The organism is Cupriavidus sp. SK-4, from assembly GCF_000611125.1.
Lineage (GTDB): Bacteria > Pseudomonadota > Gammaproteobacteria > Burkholderiales > Burkholderiaceae > Cupriavidus > Cupriavidus necator.
In genome coordinates this window covers 13,625-30,594 of the sequence record NZ_JFJW01000089.1, presented here as the reverse complement: position 1 = coordinate 30,594, position 16,970 = coordinate 13,625, and the positions used below count along the sequence as shown (strand labels likewise).

Below are 16,970 nucleotides of genomic sequence, written 5' to 3'. Positions count from 1 at the left end.
GCCACGATGCCACGGGTCGTCGCCAGCCGCGCCGTTCCGCGCCATCCGCCGAGTGGCACACTTCTCGCGTTGCACAAGGGTTGAGTTTCCCTACAAGGCGCTGCGCTGACGCAGCCCCATGCCCAAGGAGCCCTTCAATGACCGACAAGTCTTTCCTCTCAGACGTCAAGACATTGCGCGAGCGCGCCCGCAAGCACATCGACGATGGCGCCGTGACCGCGGGCTATGCCGCGGATCGCGATACCGTGCTGAAGCTGCTCAACGATGCGCTGGCCACCGAAATCGTCTGCGTGCTGCGCTATCGCCGACACTACTACATGGCCAAGGGGCCCAACTCGAAGAGTGTTGCCGATGAATTCCTGGCCCATTCCAACGAAGAACAAGGCCATGCCGACCAGATCGCCGAGCGCATTGTCCAGCTTGGCGGCGAGCCCGACTTCGCACCCGACGGCCTGGCCAGCCGCTCCCATGCTGAATATGTGGCGGGTACTACGCTGACGGAAATGATCAAGGAAGACCTGGTGGCCGAGCGCATCGCCATCGACAGCTATCGCGAGATCATCCAGTTCCTGGGAGAACGCGATCCGACCTCGCGCCGGATGATGGAGGGCATCCTGGCGGTGGAAGAGGAGCATGCCGACGAAATGGCTGACCTGCTCGCCCGCCAGGGCGGCTGAGGCGCAGGCGCAGCGGGCTGGCCCGCACTTGACCTTGATCAACCCGAGGTCGCAGGCAAGCCGATACCATTCGTCCTGTCATGGAGATGCGGGGGCGCTCTTCATGACTTGTCTACCCGTTTCCAGAATGGAAACTTCGCCCGCACCGGCTTGCCGGTGCGGGCGTTTTCTTTTTGGGGCGTGACCCATCGTCCTCCTTCCGCGTAGGGCTGCCGCATGCACCGTGCGCCGGCATGTCCATATTTCCGTCCGATCTTATGCAAAAAACAGCAAAGGATCGGCGAAACCATTCGTTCCGTTCAGATAGCCCCCTCGGTAGTCTTGCTCCTGACACAAGTCCGCCACCCAGGGCGGACAAGGCAAAAGGCGCCTGGCGCCCATTCACGACACTGACGGGAGCAACACAAGATGATCCGCAAACTGGCTATCAGCCTGGCCGTACTTGGCGCCCTGAGCGCGGCGCAGACCGCAGCGGCCGCCAACCTGCTGAACGTTTCCTACGATCCGACGCGCGAGCTGTATGTCGATGTCAATGCCGCCTTTGCCAAGGCCTGGAAGGCCCAGGGCGGCGACGCCGTGACCGTGCGCCAGTCGCACGGCGGCTCGGGCAAGCAGGCGCGCTCGGTGATCGACGGGCTGGACGCCGACGTGGTCACGCTGGCGCTGGGCTATGACATCGACGCCATCGCGGACAAGGGCCTGATCAAGCCGGACTGGCAGAAGCGCCTGCCGCACAACGCCTCGCCGTACACCTCGACCATCGTGTTCCTGGTGCGCAAGGGCAACCCCAAGGGCATCAAGGACTGGGGCGACCTGGTCAAGCCGGGCGTGCAGGTGATCACGCCCAATCCCAAGACCAGCGGCGGTGCGCGTTGGAACTACCTGGCGGCGTGGGGCTACGCGCTGCGCCAGCCGGGCGGCAATGACGTCAAGGCGCGCGAGTTTGTCGGCGAGTTGCTCAAGCATGTGCCGGTGCTGGATTCCGGCGCGCGCGGCGCCACCACCACCTTTGTCGAGCGCGGCCTGGGCGACGTGCTGATCGCGTGGGAGAACGAAGCCATCCTGGCCATCAAGGAGCTGGGCCCGGACAAGTTCGACATTGTCGCGCCGTCGGTGTCGATCCTGGCCNCCTGGCCGAGCCGCCGGTGGCGGTGGTCGACAAGGTGGTCGACAAGAAGGGCACGCGCAAGGCGGCCGAGGCCTACCTGCAGTTCCTGTACACCGACGAGGGCCAGGAGATCGCGGCCAAGAACTACTACCGCCCGATCTCGCAGAAGGTGGCGGCCAAGTATGCAGCCAACTTCCCCAAGGTAAAGCTGTTCACCATCGATGAAGCCTTCGGCGGCTGGCAGAAGGCCCAGAAGACCCACTTTGCCGATGGCGGCACGTTCGACCAGATCTACCAGCCCGGCAAGAAATAAACCACGAGACCGGCGCGCCGGGCCGCGTGGGGCGGCCGCGGCGCCGACCGGTCCATCAGAAGAAGGAAGCCCGATGTCCATCCTGACGCTCTCCGGCAGCCCGTCGGTCCAGTCCCGCTCCGGCCTGGTGTTGGCGCACCTGCGTGCCACGCTCGAGGCTGCCGGCGAACGCACCCGCCACCTCGACCTGCGCGAACTGCCCGCAGGCCCGCTGCTGGCGGCACGCGTGGACGACCCCGTCATCGCCGCAGCCACGCATGCCGTGTCCGAGGCGCAGGTGGTGGTACTGGCCACGCCGGTCTACAAGGCCGCCTACAGCGGCCTGCTCAAGGCCTTCCTGGACCTGCTGCCGCAGGCCGGCCTGCGCGACAAGATCGTGCTGCCGATCGCCACCGGCGGCAGCCTGGCCCATGCGCTGGCGATCGACTACGCGCTGCGCCCGGTGCTGTCCGCGCTGGGCTCGCGCCAGATCCTGCCCGGCATCTTTGCCGTGGACCAGCAGATCGAATCCGTTGAAGCCGCCGGCGTGCGCCAGGCGCGCTTCGATGCCGCGCTGTCGGCACGCCTGGACGAGGGCGTGCTGCGCGTGCGCGATGCGCTGGCGCATTCGCGCATCGAGGTGCCGCTCGATGTGGTGCCCGGCGCCCTGGTCCAGCGCGCTGCCGCGATCGTGGTGGCCGAGCGATGTTCCGCCTGAACTGACTGATTGACTGAAGTGGCGCCGGCCTGCCCGGCGCAACGGCTGCGACGCCATGCCACCCGCCACGCGGGGTCGGCAGGGATGCGTGCTGACGCTGCCATCCTGGACATCAATCTGGCCAGCAGGGCATTGCCCCGGGCCATGGAGGACATCGCATGACACTGACCAACCCGTTGCGCACGGCCAGCCAGCGCCGCCGCCTGATTACCGCCGCGCTGGTGCTTGCCACCGGCCTGGCCTATGGGCTACTGCCCGGCCGCGCCGAAGCGCAGTCGAAGAACATCGACCCCAAGGTGCTGCGCATCGGCTACCAGAAGTACGGCACGCTGACGCTGCTGAAGGCGCGTGGCACGCTAGAAAAACGCCTGGCGCCGCAAGGCATTACCGTCAAATGGACCGAGTTCCCCGCCGGTCCGCAGCTGCTTGAGGGGCTGAACGTCGGCGCCGTCGATTTCGGCACCGTCGGCGAGGCGCCGCCGATCTTTGCGCAGGCCGCGGGGGCGCAGCTGGTCTACGTCGGCAATGAGCCGCCGGCGCCGGTGGCCGAGGCCATCGTCGTGCCCAGGGGCTCGGCGATCCGTTCGGTGGCAGAGTTGCGCGGCAAGCGCGTGGCGCTGAACAAGGGCTCGAACGTGCATTACCTGCTGGTGCGCCAGCTGGAGAAGGCCGGCATCCCTTACAGCGAGATCCAGCCGGTCTACCTGCCGCCGGCCGATGCGCGTGCCGCCTTCGAGCGCGGCGCGGTCGATGCCTGGGTGATCTGGGACCCGTTCCTCGCCGCAGCCGAGAAGCAACTGGGCGCGCGCGTGCTCGCCGATGGTCGCGGCGCGGACGGCAAGAACGTGGTCAGCAACCACCAGTTCTACCTGGCCTCGCGCCCCTATGCACAAGCAAGGCCGGAGATCGTCAGCCTGATCCTGGACGAACTGGCCACGCTGGGCACCTGGGCGCAAAACAACCCCAAGGAGGCCACCACGGTGCTGACCGGCGAAACCGGGTTGCCGGCCGATGTGCTTGAGCTTGCCGTCTCGCGCTTCTCCTACGGCGCACGCCCGGTCAGCGCCGAGGTGCTGGCCGAGCAGCAACGCATCGCCGACGCCTTCCACTCGCTCAAGCTGATCCCCAAGCCGGTCAAGGTGGCCGATGCGCGCTGGGACGTGCCGCAGCAGCAGGCGAAGCGATAGCCATCTCCATCGCCAAGAACAAAAGGACAACGACATGCAAGTATTCTGGTTCATCCCCACCCACGGCGACAGCCGCTACCTCGGCACTTCGGAAGGCGCGCGCGAGGTCAGCTTCGATTACCTGAAGCAGGTTGCCGTGGCCGCCGATACGCTGGGCTACGAAGGCGTGCTGATCCCGACCGGGCGCTCGTGCGAAGACCCATGGGTGGCGGCATCGGCGCTGGCGGCCGTCACGCAGCGCCTGAAATTCCTGGTCGCGGTGCGCCCCGGCCTGATGGCGCCGACGCTGGCGGCACGGATGGCGGCAACCTTCGACCGCATTTCCAACGGCCGGCTGCTGATCAACCTGGTCACCGGCGGCGATACCGCCGAGCTGGAAGGCGACGGCCTGTTCCTGGACCACACCGCGCGCTACGAGGCCTCGGCCGAGTTCCTGCGCATCTGGCGCCAGGTGCTGGCCGCCAGCCATGACGGCGACAAGGTGGATTTCGAGGGCAAGCACCTGAGCGTGAAAGGTGCCACCGTCCTCTATCCGCCGCTGCAGCAGCCGCATCCGCCGGTGTACTTCGGCGGGTCGTCGGCGCCGGCGCATGCGCTGGCCGGCGAGCAGGTCGATACCTACCTGACCTGGGGCGAGCCGCCCGCTGACGTGGCGCAGAAGCTCGACGACGTGCGCCGGCAGGCCGCGCGCCATGGCCGCACGGTGAAGTTCGGTATCCGCCTGCATGTGATCGTGCGCGAGACCGAAGCCGCCGCCTGGGCTGCAGCGGACGACCTGATCAGCCGGCTCGATGACGAGACCGTGGCGCGTGCGCAAGCCGTGTTCGCCAAGATGGATTCCGAAGGGCAGCGCCGTATGGCCGCGTTGCACGCCGGCGGCGCGCGCCGCACGCGCGAAGCGCTGGAGATCAGCCCCAACCTGTGGGCCGGCGTTGGCCTGGTGCGCGGCGGTGCCGGCACCGCGCTGGTGGGCGATCCGCACACCGTGGCCGAACGCATGCGCGAATACGCCGAGCTGGGCATCGACACCTTCGTGCTGTCCGGCTACCCGCACCTGGAAGAGGCCTACCGCTTTGCCGAACTGGTGTTCCCGCTGCTGCCGCGCTCGGTGCGAGACAAGCTGCCGGGCAAGGTGTTGTCGGGTCCGTTCGGTGAAGTCATGGCGACTGGCATCGTGCCGCGCGCCGCGCAGAGCTGAGGGGAGGGCAACCATGAACGCTCCTCTATTGCAGCCACCGCGCCAGGCACCTCAGGCACTGGTGCGCGCGCTGGCCCCGTGGATCGTGCCGGTGCTGCTGATCGTGGTCTGGCAACTGGCCTCGCAGAACGGCTGGCTCTCCAGTCGCGTGCTGCCGGCCCCGCTGGCCGTGGTGCAGGCCGCCTGGGAACTGGCGCGCTCGGGCGAGTTGTGGAAGCACGTAGGGGTCAGCACCTGGCGCGCGCTGGTGGGGTTTGCCATCGGCGGCGGGCTGGGCCTGCTGCTGGGTCTGCTGACCGGCACCTTCCGCACCGCGGCCACGCTGCTCGACAGCACGCTGCAGATGGTGCGCAATATCCCGGCGCTGGCGCTGATTCCGCTGGTGATCCTGTGGTTCGGCATCGACGAGAGCGCCAAGCTGTTCCTGGTGTCGCTGGGCGTTTTCTTCCCGGTCTACCTGAACACGTATCACGGCATCCGCTCGGTCGATACGGGGCTGGTGGAGATGGCGCGCAGCTACGGTTTGTCCGGCTGGCAGCTGTACCGCGAGGTCATCCTGCCCGGCGCGCTGCCGGGCATCCTGGTGGGCGTGCGTTTCGCGCTGGGGTTGATGTGGGTGGTGCTGATCGTGGCGGAGACCATCTCCGCGCAATCGGGCATCGGCTACATGACCATGAACGCGCGTGAGTTCCTGCAAACCGACGTGGTGCTGGTGGGCATCCTGCTCTATGCGCTGCTGGGCAAGCTGGCCGACTGGCTGTCGCGCGGGCTGGAGCGCTACTGGCTGCGCTGGCATCCGGGCTACGCGGCGGCCTGACCGGCCCGTCGCCCCAATCAAGCAAGGAGATCGAGATGCAGATGTATCCGGTGGAACAAGCGGCATTGGCCGAGCTGGAAGCAGGCCTGGCGCGCCGCGAGGCGGCCAGTCCGGTGGCCGAGGCGCCGCGCAAGGCGGGTGGCGTGGCGTTGCACGTGAGCCAGGTGGTCAAGCGCTATGACGGCCGCGAGGTGCTGCACAACGTGGCGCTGGACGTGGCGCCGGGCGAGTTCCTGGCGATCGTCGGGCGCAGCGGCTGCGGCAAGAGCACGCTGCTGCGGCTGGTGGCGGGACTGGAAGCGGCCGATGGCGGCAGCATCACCGTCGACGGTGAATCCGCGGCGAAGGGCCGCGCGCGGCACGCCGACGTGCGCGTGATGTTCCAGGACGCAAGGCTGCTGCCGTGGAAGCGCGTGCTGGACAACGTCGCGCTGGGCCTGCCGCGCGCACGCCGCGGTGAAGCCGCCAACGTGTTGGCGCAGGTGGGCCTGGCCGACCGCGCCAGGGAGTGGCCCGCACGCCTGTCCGGCGGCCAGCGCCAGCGCGTGGCGCTGGCGCGCGCGTTGGTCCACCATCCACAGTTGTTGCTGCTGGACGAGCCGCTGGGCGCGCTGGATGCGCTCACGCGCATCGAGATGCAGGGGCTGATCGAATCGCTGTGGCGCCGCCTTGGCTTCACGGCACTGCTGGTCACGCACGATGTGTCCGAGGCTGTGGCGCTGGCCGACCGCATCGTGCTGATCGAGGACGGCCGCATTGCCATGGATGAGCGCGTGGCGCTGGCGCGCCCGCGCGAACGCGGCGCGGCGGGATTCGCGCAACTGGAAGCGAAGGTGCTGCAGCGGGTGATGCGGCAAGCGCCGCAGGCGCAGGTACCGTCGCATGCAGGTGTGCATGCCGACCCCGCCGCCACGACCGCGCCACTGAATGTGAGTTGGGCGGCGTGACCGTGCCACCTGCGGCAATGTGCGCCGCGCATATCGACAGGCCGTAATCTCCATTCGCTCGCGCGCGTTGACCTCCTATCATGAGCAGGCAGGCCGATGCGGTGCGACAGTACAGAGGGCGCATGGAGCGCCCGTCATCACCAATCCGACCATGAGGCCGAGGGGCCCGGTCAACCCAAGGAATGCCATGCCAGGCGTGCATGAACCCGCGGGCGCAGTGCCTGCGCTCCAACGTTATCTGGAATCGCTGCCGCGCCAGCCGCTGGCTGACCGGCAATTGTGGCGCGACGCGCGCGGGCAGGTGCAGGGCCAGTTCTTCAACTGCTCGCTGACCAGCGCGTTCGAGCCGCTGGTGACGCTGGCCGACCGGCAGGTGGTGGCGCATGAGGGTTCGATCCACACCTACGCAGAGGACGGCATGGGCCTGGCGGCATGGAAGCTGTTTGCGATGGCGGCCGACGACAACACCCTGGTGTCGCTGGACCGGCTTTCGCGCCTGCTGCATGCCATCAACTACTTTGCCGCCGAGGGCGAGCACAAGCTGGTGCTGAACGTGCATAACCGGCTGCTGGCCGCTGTCACCGACGACCACGGTGCCGCCTTCCGGCGCGCATTGCAGTCGCTGGGCCTGCCGCTGGAGCGCTTTGTGATCCAGGTGCCGGCCAGCGCCAATGACGACCTGGCATTGCTGTTGCATGTGGTTGGCAACTATCGGCGCAACGGTTTCGCGGTAAGCCTGCAGGCGTCGGATCCGGCGGAGGCCGGTGCGCTGATGGCGCACGCGTTGCCGGACTGGCTCAAGCTGGACATGCGCCGCACCTGGACCGACCGCCAGCTGTCGGGCCTGCGTGCCAGCGCGGCCAATGCCGGCGTAACGCTGATCGGGCGGCGCCTGCAGAACGCCGAAAGCATCGAGCGCCTGCAGGCTGCGGGCATCGGCCTGGGGCAGGGCGCCTTCGCCGGCGCGCCGGTCAGTGCGGCAGGGCTGCGCACAGGCCTGGCGAGCGCCGCGCATGCATTGGACAAGGAGGTGGTATGACGCAAGCGAACCGGCTATCCGGCGGCCACGGCACGCGCCTGGACATCCCGCGGCACCTGCAGGTGCTGACCGTGCCGGGGCTGCATGGCAGCGGCCCGGGACATTGGCAGAGCCGCTGGGAGCAGCGCTTCCACGACTGGCAGCGGGTGGAGCAGCACGACTGGTCGCGCCCCAGCCTGCCGCTGTGGGCCGAGCGCGTCTCCGAAGGCGTGATGCGCGCCCAGCGCGTGGCCGCGCGCGGCGCGGTGCTGGTGGCGCACAGCTTCGGCTGCCTGGCGTCGTTGCGCCAGGCGGCGCTGGATCCGGTCGGCATTGCCGGCGCATTGCTGGTGGCGCCGGCCGATCCGGACAAGTTTGGCGTGGCGGCGTTGCTGCCGGCCTACCGCCTGCCGTTTCCGACCATCCTGGTAGCCAGCCGCAACGACCCATGGATGCCGCAGCGCACCGCTTTCAGCTGGGGCACGCTGTGGGGCAGCGAGCTGGTCGATGCGGGCAGCCTGGGCCACATCAATGCCGATTCCGGGCTGGACGATTGGCCTGAGGGTCTCGCGCTGCTCGATACCCTGGTGCAGCGCATCGGTCAGGCCGGTGACGACGGCTCAAGAAGTGATTCATCAGTATCATTGGAGGCGGGTGTCGAAGTGACGTCTACCATTCCATATATCTAAATCATCTAAGAAAATTCATAAAGATTCGTTCTGTTAATAAGGGCGACTCTGCAGAATCTGTCTCGTAGGCCGGTGCAATATGCGCTGGCGTCATAAAGAACGGCCCACCGGGGCCAGCCAGCAGCGCCCGGCGACGCACCGCTCACAGACGAGACGACATGCCACCATCCATTTCCCTGGCGGATACGCCGCCGCCAGCCGCTCCCCGCGTGCCTGACTCCGGCGCCACGCGCGCGCCGCGCAGCCCGTCCAGGCAGCGCTTTACCGTGCTGCCCGGCTTCGGCCTGTCGCTCGGCTTCACGCTGTTCTATCTGACGCTGATCGTCCTGATCCCGCTGTCAGCCACGTTCCTGAAGACGTTCACGATGACGTGGGACGCGTTCTGGACCTCGGTCACGGCGCCGCGCGTGGTGGCGTCGCTGCAGCTGAGCTTCGGCGCGTCGCTGGTGGCGGCCATCGTCAATACGGTGTTCGGGCTGGTGGTGGCCTGGGTGCTGGTGCGCTACCGCTTCCCGGGCAAGCGCCTGATCGATGCGCTGGTGGACCTGCCGTTCGCGCTGCCCACCGCGGTGGCCGGTATCGCACTGACGGCGCTGTTTGCCGGCAATGGCTGGATCGGCCGCTATCTTGAGCCGCTTGGCATCAAGGTCGCGTTCACGCCGCTGGGCGTGGTGGTGGCGCTGACCTTTATCGGCCTGCCGTTCGTGGTGCGCACGGTGCAGCCGGTGCTGGAGGATGTTGAGCAGGAGCTGGAAGAAGCGGCCGCGAGCCTGGGCGCCAACCGCCTGCAGACCTTCCAGCGCGTGATCCTGCCCGCCATCCTGCCGGCGCTGCTGACCGGGTTTGCGCTGTCGTTCGCGCGCGCCACCGGCGAGTACGGCTCGGTGGTCTTTATCTCCGGCAACATGCCGATGGTGTCGGAGATCGCGCCGCTGATGATCTATTCCAAGCTGGAGCAGTACGACTACGCCGGCGCCACCGCGGTGGCGGTGGTGATGCTGGTGATCTCCTTCGGGCTGCTGCTGCTGATCAACCTGCTGCAGGCCTGGACGCGCCGCCATCAATCCGGTGTGCGCGCCGCGCTGGCACCTGAAGCGCCCGCCACGGGCAAGGAGTTCTGACATGGCCGGCGCAGTTGCGGGACGCCTGGGCGGGCAAGCCAACGCCCCGGCCCATCACAGGTTTGACGCCACCGGCGAAGCGCCGTGGGTGCGCTACACGCTGATCACGGTGGCGGTGCTGTTCCTCACGCTGTTCCTGTTCGTACCGCTGGCCTCGGTGTTCTATGAAGCCTTGCGCAAGGGCGTGCAGACCTACTGGGAAGCGTTGATCGAGCCCGACGCACTCGCCGCGATCCAGCTCACGCTGACGGTGGCGGCGATCGCAGTGCCGCTCAATGTGGTGTTCGGCGTGGCGGCGGCGTGGGCCATCGCCAAGTTCGACTTCCGCGGCAAGAACCTGCTGATCACGCTGATCGACCTGCCGTTCTCGGTGTCGCCGGTGATCTCCGGCCTGGTCTACGTGCTGCTGTTCGGCGCGCAAGGCTGGCTGGGGCCGTGGCTGGAAGCGCACGACATCAAGATCATGTTCGCGGTGCCGGGCATCGTGCTGGCCACCATCTTCGTCACCTTCCCCTTTGTTGCGCGCGAGCTGATCCCGCTGATGCAGGCGCAGGGCAGCGAAGAGGAAGAGGCCGCGATCGTGCTGGGCGCCTCGGGCTGGCAGACCTTCCGCCATATCACGCTGCCCAATATCCGCTGGGGCCTGCTGTACGGCGTGATCCTGTGCAATGCGCGGGCGATGGGCGAGTTCGGCGCGGTCTCGGTGGTGTCGGGCCATATCCGCGGGTTGACCAACACCATGCCGCTGCATGTTGAGATCCTCTACAACGAGTACAACTTCGCGGCGGCCTTTGCGGTGGCTTCGCTGCTGACGCTGCTGGCGCTGGTCACGCTCGGCATCAAGACGCTGGTGGAATTGCGCGCCCGCAAGGAAACCGAAGAGGCTGCACCAGAGCGGCCGCTGGCAAGTTTGCAAGGACAAGCATCATGAGCATCCAGGTCAAGAACGTAGAGAAGCGCTTTGGCGACTTTGTCGCGCTGGACAACGTCTCGCTCGATTTCGACGAAGGCGAGCTGACCGCGCTGCTGGGGCCGTCCGGCTGCGGCAAGACCACGCTGCTGCGCATCATCGCCGGCCTGGAGCGCGCCGATGCGGGCCAGATCGTGCTGGCCGGGCGCGATGCCTCGGACCAGCATGTGCGCCAGCGCCAGGTGGGCTTTGTGTTCCAGCACTACGCGCTGTTCAAGCATATGAGCGTGTTCGAGAACGTGGCTTTCGGACTGCGCGTCAAGCCGCGCGCCGAGCGCCCGAGCGAAGCGCAGATCCGCGACAAGGTGCGTTCGCTGCTGGAGCTGGTGCAGCTCGACTGGCTGGCCGACCGCTACCCGTCGCAGCTCTCGGGTGGCCAGCGCCAGCGTATCGCGCTGGCCCGTGCGCTGGCGGTGGAGCCGCGCGTGCTGCTGCTGGACGAGCCGTTCGGCGCGCTCGACGCCAAGGTGCGCAAGGAGCTGCGCCGCTGGCTGCGCCGCCTGCACGACGAACTGCACGTGACCAGCGTGTTCGTCACCCATGACCAGGAGGAGGCGCTGGAAGTGGCCGACCAGGTGGTGCTGATGAACCGCGGCCACGTGGAGCAGTATGGCTCGCCCGAGGCGGTCTACAACCATCCGGCCACGCCCTTCGTGTTCGGCTTCCTCGGCAACGTGAACCTGTTCCACGGCCGCCTGGAAGTGGGCGAGAGCGGCGGCCTGCTGCATACCGGCGAGGCGGTGCTGCCGGTGGTCGGCAGCGGCCATGAGACCGCCGGCGACGCGGTGGCCTATGTGCGCCCCCATGACCTCGACCTGGAACGCTATTCGCCCGGCGCCGACGGCATCGCCGTGACGCTGCGCCGCGCGCTGACGCTGGGCCCGGTGGCGCAGCTTGAACTCGAACGTGAAGACAACCAGGACGTGATTGAAGTCGCGCTGCCGCTGGAGCGCTTCCGCCACGCGGGCTTCCGCGAAGGCGAGCTGCTCGCGGTGCGCCCGCGCCAGCTGCGTGTGTTCACGCAACCGCGTACCACGTCCACCCAACAAGAAAAGGCTACGCCATGAACTTCCAGCAACTCCGTTCCATCCGCGAGGCGGTGCGCCGCCAATTCAACCTGACCGAGGTCGCCAACGCGCTCTACACCTCGCAGCCCGGCGTGTCGCGCCAGATCCGCGAGCTGGAGGAAGAACTGGGGGTGGAGATCTTCGAGCGCTACGGCAAGCGCCTGACCGGGCTGACCGAGCCCGGGCGCGAGATCGTGCGCATCGTCGAACGCCTGCTGCTGGAGGCCGAGAACCTGCGCCAGGCCGGCGACGAATACGCCGGCCGCCATACCGGCCGCCTGACCGTTGCCACCACCCACACCCAGGCGCGCTATGCACTGCCGCGTGTGGTGCAGGCATTCCGCCGCGAATACCCGCATGTGACGCTGGCACTGCAGGAGGCGTCGCCTACGCATATCGTTGAGTTGCTGCTGACGGGGCAGGCCGATATCGGCATCGCCACCGAGGCCCTGGCTACCGAGGCCGGGCTGACCTCGTTCGAGGCCTACAGCTGGCAGCACGTGCTGGTGGTCTCGCCCGGCCATCCGCTCACGCGCCTGCCCGAGCCGACGCTCGAAGACGTGGCCGGCTTCCAGCTCATTACCTACGACGCCGGCTTCACCGGCCGCCGCAAGATCGACAGCGCCTTTGCCGAGGCCGGCCTGCAGCCGGAGATCGTGCTGACCGCGCTGGACGCCGACGTGATCAAGACCTACGCCGAACTGGACCTGGGCGTGGGCATCATTGCCTCGATGGCCTATGACGAGCGCAAGGATTCCGGCCTGGTGCGGATCTCGGCCGACCACCTGTTCGCGCCCAACACCACCAGCGTCGCGGTGCGGCGGGGCGCCTACCTGCGCGGCTATGCGCACGCCTTTATCAACATGTTCGCGCCGCACCTGTCGCCCGACACCGTCAGCAGCGCGCTGTCCGAACAGGAGCGCCAGGCCCTGGCGGCCTGATTCCGGCCTGATTCCGGGCGGCTGCCAGGCGGCGCAGGGGCCACCCGAGCGCCACCGGCCTGCGCCATCCGCCCCGGCACGGTGCCGTTCGCGCCCCGTGCCCGCCGTTCGTCGCAAGAGACTTTCTTCGTGCCCGGGTGAGGGGTACAGTCCTTGCACGTGCCCGCGCCTTGCCGTACGGCGAGCGCCGTACGTGTACCGCAGTGCAACAAAGCTTGCGCGCGGCCGCCGGTCTGCAAGGGCCGGGCAAGGGAGACAGAGACGATCATGCGAGACGACGAACCGCTGCTGCGCTGGCAGTGGCGCGGCTATGCCCGCAACCACCAGCATCCCCGCAACCTGCTGCTGCATATCGTGGCCGTGCCGATGTTCATGGCAGGCACCGTGCTGGGCCTCTACGGCCTGTTGCGCCTGAGCCTGCCGGCGGTGGCGCTGGGGCTGGTGTGCATGGGCATGTCGATGGCCCTGCAGGGCCGGGGGCACCGGCTGGAAGCCCACGCGCCGGAACCGTTTGCCGGGCCGGCGGACATCGCCGGCCGCATCCTGGCCGAGCAGTGGATCACCTTCCCGCGCTATGTGCTGTCCGGCCAATGGTGGCGCGCGCTGGCCGGCCGGCGTGCCGGGCAGGGCGGCTGAGGTGGCCCGCGCTGCCCGTTTCATCACATTCCCGCATTGCGCCAGGCTCAGTCCGCGCTAACATGAACGCCATGGACCGCTGCTTCTCCAACGTCGCCACCGCCATCCCCTCCCGGCTCAATATCCTCGGGCGCGACCTGCTGTTCGTGCTGTGCATGAACTCGGTGATCGCCATCAGCCTGAACTACGGCTTCCAGACCGGCGGCAGCCTGTGGCACAACTTTGTCTACAGCCAGCTGATCGGCCTGTCGATCTGGGTGCTGATCGACATCCCGCGCGTGGTGATCTGGTGGAACGACCGGCCGCGCCGCTGGCCCTTCCTGCTGCTGGCCGCCGCCGCGGTGCCCGCGGGCGTGGTGTTCGGCAGCTGGGCCACGCGCGTGGCGCTGGACCTGCCGCCCAAATCGGCGGACGAAGCCGGCGGCATGCTGCGTATGTGCCTGGTGGTGGGCATGCTGGCCGCGGCCTCGATGATCTATTTCTACTGGTCGCGCGAGAAGCTGGCCTCGCTGGAGCGCCAGGCCGCGCTGGACGCCCTGCAGCGCGAAGAAGCTGAAAAGCAGCTGGTGCGCGCACAGCTGATGGCGCTGCAGGCGCAGATCGAGCCGCATTTCCTGTTCAACTCGCTGGCCAACCTCGACGGGCTGATCGCCACCGACCCGCCCGCCGCGCGCCAGCTGCTGCAGCGCCTGATCGGCTTCCTGCGCATGTCGCTGGCGCATACCCGCGCCGAGCAATGCACGCTGCGGCAGGAGTTCGAGCTGCTGCGCAGCTACCTGGACATCCAGGGCATGCGCTTCGGCCAGCGGCTCTCGTTCGACATCGACCTGCCGCGCGAACTGGCGAAGGTTGAGATCCCGCCCATGCTGATCCAGCCGCTGGTGGAAAACGCGGTCACGCACGGCATCGAGCCCTGCATGATCGGCGGCCATATCCGGCTGTCGGCGCGCGCGGCCGGCGACAATGCGGTGCAGGTCATCATCGCCGATACCGGCGTGGGCTTTGGCCATGCCTCAGGCAAGGGCTCGGGCCTGGGCATCACCCATGTGCGCGAGCGGCTGGCGCGCATCTTTGGCGCGGCGGCCTCCATGCAGATGGAAGAGAACACCCCGCGCGGCGTGGTGGTGCGGCTGACGCTGCCGCTGGAGCGCCCGGCCGAAGCGCCCACCCTGACCCAGACAGTCACCAATGTGCCGGAGGGCATGCCAGCATCGGCCCCGGCCATGCAACGGCTCTGACGCGCACCGCCTGCCAGCACGCCTGACAAGAAGAACGGCTGGCGGTGCCGCTGACAACGCCTGGACCCATCCACCACCCCAACGCCCCCATGACCCCGACCCTTCTGATCGCCGATGACGAAGCGCTGCTGGCGCGCGTGCTGGAATCCGAACTGATGTCGCTGTGGCCCGAGGCCCGTATCGTTTCCGTGGTCCACGACGGCGTGGCCGCGCTGGCGGCGGCGCGCGAGCACCAGCCGCGCGTGGCCTTCCTGGATATCCGCATGCCGGGCATGAGCGGCATGGACGTGGCGCGCGAACTGATCGAATTCGACACCCCGCCGCTGGTGGTCTTCGTGACCGCTTACGACCAGTTTGCGCTGGAGGCGTTCGAGCGCGCCGCGGTGGACTATGTGCTCAAGCCGGTGCAGCGCGAACGGCTGGAGGCCACGGTGCAGCGCCTGAAGGACCGGCTGGCCGGCCCCGCCGACGATGAAGACACCGAGTCCGAAGCCTCGATCGCGGAGACGGACCGGCTCGGCCAGTTGCTGGCGCGCCTGGAATCGCTGGAGCACGCCACCCCAGGCACGGGCGGTGCGCCGCAGCGGCAGTACCTGCGCTTTATCAAGGCACTGGTGGGGCAGGAGGTGCGCATCATCCCCGTGGACGAAGTCATCTATCTGGAGGCCACCGACAAGTACGTCAACGTGGTCTCCGGCGCCGGCGAAGCGCTGATCCGCACCAGCCTGCGCGAGCTGACGCAGCAGCTGGACCCGGAGCGCTTCTGGCAGGTCCATCGTGGCACCGTGGTCAACATCACCTGCGTGGCCAGCGCGGTCAACCAGTCGCTGGGACGGCTGTCGCTGCGGCTGCGCGACCGTCCTGAACTGCTTCCGGTGGCGCGCCAGTACGCGCACCTGTTCAAGCAGATGTAAGCGCGGTCGGCGGGCGGCGTGGCCGCCACCTGGCTGCAGAGGGCATGGGTTTTCCTCTATGATGCGGGCTTCGGCCCGTATTTTTTTGGGGCTGCCGCCTCCCGTCCTGCCGCACAGCCCCTGCCACCAGCGCCATGTCCACCGCCGCACTCGATCCCACGCGCAATTCCCTTCGTCATGATGCCCAGGTGATTGGGCTGGTTGGCCTGGCCCACGGGGTCTCACACTTCTACCACCTGTTGCTGGCCCCGCTGTTCCCCTGGGTCAAGGCGGAATTCGGCCTGAGCTATGCCGAGCTGGGCCTGCTGATGACGGTGTTCTTCGCGGTCTCGGCGGTGGTGCAGACCGCGTCCGGCTTTGTGGTCGACCGCTTCGGCGCGCGGCCGGTGCTGTTTGCCGGGCTGGCCTTCCTGGGCGCCGCGGCCTTGCTGCTGTCGACCAGTTCCGGCTACGCCGCGCTGCTGTTCGGCGCGGCCGTGGCGGGGCTGGGCAACGGCGTATTCCACCCGGCCGACTTCACGCTGCTGAACAAGCATGTGTCGCAGCCCCGGCTGGGCCATGCGTTCTCGGTGCACGGCATTTCCGGCAACCTGGGCTGGGCGGCGGCGCCGCTGTTCCTGGTGGCGATCGCCAACCTGGCCAGCTGGCGCGTGGCGCTGGCGGCGGCCTCGGCGGTGGCCTTTATCGTGCTGGCCGTGCTGGTGGTGCTGCGCCATGTGCTGGACCCGCGCGAAGTGCAGGGCGCCGTGGGCCGGCCTGCGGCCAAGGCTGCGGGGGCGGGCGGCAGCGTGCTTGGCTTCCTGCGCCTGCCGCAGGTGTGGGTGTGCTGGGCCTTCTTCCTGCTGACCACATTCTCCGCCGCCGGCATCCAGAGCTTTGCGCCGACTGCGCTGACCTACCTGTACGGTATGCCGTTCACGCTGGCGACCGCGTCCTACACCATCTACATGCTGTGCAGCGCCGGCGGCATGATCGTCGGCGGCTTTGCCGCCAGCCGCACCAGCAACCATGACCGGCTGATCGCGGTGAGCTTCACGGTGTCGGGGCTGATGGCAGTGCTGGTCGGGCTGAACCTGGTGCCGGCGCTGCTGGTGCCGGTGCTGATGGGCGGGATCGGCTTTGGCGCAGGTACCGCGGGGCCGTCGCGCGACCTGCTGGTGCGCGCGGCCGCCCCCGCCGGTGCCACCGGGCGCGTCTATGGCGTGGTCTACTCGGGCCTGGATATCGGCCTGGCGTGTGGCCCGTTGTTCTTCGGTGCGCTGATGGATGCAAAGCTGCCGGCCTGGGTGTTCTTCATGATCGGCGGCTTCCAGCTGCTGTCGATCTTCACCGCGGTGACGGTGGGCAACGGCAACCGCTCGCGCCGCGGCGCGACGGCGGGCCAGGCGGAGGCCGCCTAGCCCGGGCCGGGCCACCCAAGCACCGCCTTCCG

General features: G+C 68.1%; 16 protein-coding genes and 1 pseudogene. All 17 read left to right on the top strand.

The annotated features are described in order from the left end of the window. Positions 1–137: 137 nt before the first annotated feature. The 17 genes and pseudogenes from CF68_RS18780 to CF68_RS18700 all read left to right on the top strand — a co-directional run bounded on the left by CF68_RS18780 (position 138) and on the right by CF68_RS18700 (position 16,938). The gene (locus CF68_RS18780) at positions 138–677 is read left to right on the top strand and encodes a bacterioferritin (protein WP_035821579.1); all 540 of its coding nucleotides are present in this window, start codon (positions 138–140) and stop codon (positions 675–677) included. A 408-nt stretch (positions 678–1,085) separates the two neighbouring features. Beyond that, positions 1,086–2,098 (top strand): annotated as a pseudogene (locus CF68_RS18775) (sulfate ABC transporter substrate-binding protein). Between the two features lie 73 nt (positions 2,099–2,171). Next, positions 2,172–2,795, top strand: coding sequence for an NADPH-dependent FMN reductase (gene ssuE, locus CF68_RS18770; RefSeq protein ID WP_035821578.1), 624 nt, complete (start codon positions 2,172–2,174; stop codon positions 2,793–2,795). Positions 2,796–2,953: 158 nt separating this feature from the next. Next, the gene (locus CF68_RS18765) at positions 2,954–3,982 is read left to right on the top strand and encodes a sulfonate ABC transporter substrate-binding protein (RefSeq protein ID WP_035821576.1); all 1,029 of its coding nucleotides are present in this window, start codon (positions 2,954–2,956) and stop codon (positions 3,980–3,982) included. Between the two features lie 34 nt (positions 3,983–4,016). Continuing rightward, a complete protein-coding gene (ssuD, locus tag CF68_RS18760; RefSeq protein WP_035821573.1) occupies positions 4,017–5,180 on the top strand; it encodes an FMNH2-dependent alkanesulfonate monooxygenase in 1,164 nt (387 codons plus the stop codon). A 13-nt stretch (positions 5,181–5,193) separates the two neighbouring features. Continuing rightward, positions 5,194–5,997 (top strand): aliphatic sulfonate ABC transporter permease SsuC, encoded by an 804-nt coding sequence (gene ssuC / locus CF68_RS18755; RefSeq protein ID WP_035821569.1) that lies wholly within the window; start codon positions 5,194–5,196, stop codon positions 5,995–5,997. A gap of 35 nt (positions 5,998–6,032) precedes the next feature. Beyond that, a complete protein-coding gene (locus CF68_RS18750; protein ID WP_035821565.1) occupies positions 6,033–6,944 on the top strand; it encodes an ATP-binding cassette domain-containing protein in 912 nt (303 codons plus the stop codon). A 187-nt stretch (positions 6,945–7,131) separates the two neighbouring features. After that, positions 7,132–7,983: an EAL domain-containing protein gene (locus CF68_RS18745; RefSeq protein ID WP_035821562.1), complete on the top strand. Its 852-nt coding sequence runs from the start codon at positions 7,132–7,134 to the stop codon at positions 7,981–7,983. Continuing rightward, positions 7,980–8,651, top strand: coding sequence for an alpha/beta hydrolase (locus CF68_RS18740; protein ID WP_035821559.1), 672 nt, complete (start codon positions 7,980–7,982; stop codon positions 8,649–8,651). The genes CF68_RS18745 and CF68_RS18740 overlap by 4 nt, the downstream gene beginning before the upstream one ends. 158 nt (positions 8,652–8,809) lie before the next feature. After that, complete coding sequence (cysT, locus tag CF68_RS18735; RefSeq protein ID WP_035821556.1) at positions 8,810–9,772, top strand: sulfate ABC transporter permease subunit CysT; 963 nt, start codon at positions 8,810–8,812, stop codon at positions 9,770–9,772. Between the two features lies 1 nt (position 9,773). After that, positions 9,774–10,703: a sulfate ABC transporter permease subunit CysW gene (cysW, locus tag CF68_RS18730; protein ID WP_035821550.1), complete on the top strand. Its 930-nt coding sequence runs from the start codon at positions 9,774–9,776 to the stop codon at positions 10,701–10,703. Next, a complete protein-coding gene (locus CF68_RS18725; protein ID WP_035821548.1) occupies positions 10,700–11,809 on the top strand; it encodes a sulfate/molybdate ABC transporter ATP-binding protein in 1,110 nt (369 codons plus the stop codon). The genes cysW and CF68_RS18725 overlap by 4 nt, the downstream gene beginning before the upstream one ends. Continuing rightward, the gene (locus CF68_RS18720) at positions 11,806–12,750 is read left to right on the top strand and encodes a CysB family HTH-type transcriptional regulator (protein WP_010810505.1); all 945 of its coding nucleotides are present in this window, start codon (positions 11,806–11,808) and stop codon (positions 12,748–12,750) included. Before CF68_RS18725 ends, CF68_RS18720 begins: the two co-directional genes overlap by 4 nt. A 267-nt stretch (positions 12,751–13,017) precedes the next feature. After that, positions 13,018–13,386 carry a terminase gene (locus CF68_RS18715; protein ID WP_010810506.1) on the top strand — a complete coding sequence of 123 codons (369 nt, stop codon included), beginning with the start codon at positions 13,018–13,020 and terminating at the stop codon, positions 13,384–13,386. Positions 13,387–13,448: 62 nt separating this feature from the next. Continuing rightward, a complete protein-coding gene (locus tag CF68_RS18710; protein WP_035821546.1) occupies positions 13,449–14,624 on the top strand; it encodes a sensor histidine kinase in 1,176 nt (391 codons plus the stop codon). An 89-nt stretch (positions 14,625–14,713) separates the two neighbouring features. After that, positions 14,714–15,538 (top strand): LytTR family DNA-binding domain-containing protein, encoded by an 825-nt coding sequence (locus CF68_RS18705; protein WP_035821544.1) that lies wholly within the window; start codon positions 14,714–14,716, stop codon positions 15,536–15,538. A 134-nt stretch (positions 15,539–15,672) separates the two neighbouring features. After that, a complete protein-coding gene (locus CF68_RS18700; protein ID WP_035821540.1) occupies positions 15,673–16,938 on the top strand; it encodes an MFS transporter in 1,266 nt (421 codons plus the stop codon). Positions 16,939–16,970 lie beyond the last annotated feature (32 nt).